The following is a 1,360-nucleotide window of genomic DNA, read 5'->3' as shown; positions in this document are numbered from 1 at the left end:
TGAACCGTTCCGACTTCTCTGCCGCTCCGTTGTGAGCCATCAGAGAGGATGGGTCTCGTGCCCAAAAAGATTGACACAGCCCTTCGTAGCCAGGCCGTGAGACTGGTGACCGAGCATCGAGCGGAGTACTCCTCCGAGCGTGCACTGCACATCCAGGTCGCCGAATCCCTCGGCGTCTCCCGGGAGTCGGTGCGGCGCTGGGTGATGCAGTACGAGATCGACGCCGGCCAGGCGGCGGGCGTGAGCACGGACGAGCGGGAGGAACTGCGCAGGCTGCGGGCGGAGAACAAGCGCCTGCGCGAGGTCAACGAGGTGCTGAAGTCCGCGACGATTTTCTTCGCGGGGGAGCTCGACCCCCGAAACCGCTGATCGTGGCGTTCGCCGATCAGATGCGGGCTACCGGGTATGCCGTCGAGTCGATCCTCACCGCCCTGGAACAGGTAGGTCTGAAGATCGCGGCACGAACCTTGCGGGCCTGGTGCGCCCCGGCCGGTCCGTCCAATGTGGCCGCGGCCCGAACCGTGACCGACGCCCTGGTCGAGGACGCGGTCCGCCGCCTGGCCTTCACCACCAACACGGTTGGTGAGCACGTGCTGGCTCCTGAGGGCCTCTATGGCCGGCGCAAAATGCTGGCCCTCATCCGCCGCACCCTCCTCCCCGAGGCCGGCTTCGGCGCCGTCGACCGCGCCATGCGCTCACTCGGACTCAACGGCGTGGTTCGCGGGCGAAGACCCAGAACCACCATCCCCAACCGCGCCGACGCGCGGGCCCCTGACCTGCTGGACCGCGACTTCACGGCCCCGGCACCGAACCGGAAATGGATCACCGACTTCACCTACGTCCGGACGTATCAGTCGTTCACCTACGTCGCGTTCATCGTTGACTGCTTCTCCCAGAAGATCGTGAGCTGGCACGCCTCGGTCAAGCGAGACGTGGAGCTGGTAGACGTGCCACTTCGAATGGCGTTGTGGCGCCGTACTCACGAGGGCAACCCCGTGGGACGCGGCCAGCTCATTCATCATTCGGATGCCGGGTCGCAATATACGAGTGTGCGCTTCACCGAGCACCTGAGCATCGAGGGCATCCGCCCCTCGATCGGCAGCGTCGGGGACGCGTATGACAACGCGCTGATGGAGACGATCAACGGCCTCTACAAGGCCGAGTGCATACGGACCAAAGTCTTCCACGACGGGCCCTGGAAGACGGTCTCGGACGTCGAGTACGCCACCGCCTCCTGGGTCGAGTGGTACAACAACCGTCGGTTGCACGGAAGTCTGGGCATGATCAGCCCAGCCGAGTTCGAGGCAGCCCACTACGCTGACCCAGAACCCTTGGCCGACTGATCACCGGCCAACAAACC

At 65.2% G+C, this 1,360-nt stretch carries 1 protein-coding gene; it reads left to right on the top strand.

The genetic code is table 11. The features are described 5' to 3' along the window. Positions 1-57: 57 nt before the first annotated feature. Positions 58-1,343 (top strand): IS3 family transposase gene (locus ACFXGI_RS38740; RefSeq protein WP_384717795.1). Its coding sequence is split into 2 segments (ribosomal slippage): positions 58-331 and positions 331-1,343, totalling 1,287 coding nucleotides; the frame shifts between segments, so codons are not numbered across the junction. The last annotated feature ends 17 nt before the right edge of the window (positions 1,344-1,360 follow it).

This window comes from Streptomyces sp. NPDC059355 (assembly GCF_042752335.1).
Taxonomy (GTDB): Bacteria; Actinomycetota; Actinomycetes; order Streptomycetales; family Streptomycetaceae; genus Streptomyces.
This window is presented reverse-complemented; position numbering and strand designations above follow the sequence as displayed.